This window comes from Streptomyces marinisediminis (assembly GCF_026262575.1).
Taxonomy (GTDB): Bacteria; Actinomycetota; Actinomycetes; order Streptomycetales; family Streptomycetaceae; genus Streptomyces; species Streptomyces marinisediminis.
Window position 1 is genome coordinate 1 of the sequence record NZ_JAPKFL010000103.1, and the last position, 683, is coordinate 683.

The window sequence follows — 683 nt, forward strand, 5'->3', positions numbered from 1 at the left end:
AGCGGGGCCCGAGAGGCCGGACTGCACTTCCAGCTCCAGGACCTCTTCCAGCACCCCACCCTCGCCGAACTGGCCGCCGCGACCCGCACCGAGGACGGGGACGGGGACGGCGCTGGGGACAGGGACGGGGACGGCGAAGCGGCGGACGCGGAAGCCGCGCGGGAACCGTTCGCGCTTCTCCCGGCCGAGGACCGGGACCGGCTCCCGGCCGGGCTGGAGGACGCCTACCCCATGGCCGAACTCCAGATCGGCATGGTCTACGAACAGCAGCGCGACCCCGACCGCAACCCGTACGTCAACGTCACCTCGCTGCACGTGCCCGGACGCTTCGACGAGGCGGTGTTCCGCGCGGCGCTGGCCCGGGTGGTCCGGCGGCACGCGGTGCTGCGCACCTCGTTCGACCTCAGCGGGCTGAGCGAGCCGACGCAGTTGGTGCACGCCACGGCCGCGTCGCCGCTCGTCGTCGTGGACCTGCGCGGCGGCGGGGAGGACGCGCGGCGCACCGCGCTGGCGGAGCACGTGCGGCGGGAGCGGACGACGGCCTTCGACCCCGCGGTGGCGCCGCTGTGGCGGATGGCGGTGCACGTGCTGGCCGACGACGCCTTCCAGTGGACGGTGACCGACCACCACGCGGTGCTGGACGGCTGGAGCCTGGCCGCCACCCTCGCCGAGGTGACCGAGAC

Annotated in this window: 1 protein-coding gene; it reads left to right on the plus strand. The window is 75.0% G+C overall.

Translation table 11 applies throughout. The features are described 5' to 3' along the window. Positions 1 to 683 (plus strand): condensation domain-containing protein (locus OSB71_RS24260; protein ID WP_265950947.1); only part of this gene is annotated, 683 nt, incomplete at both ends.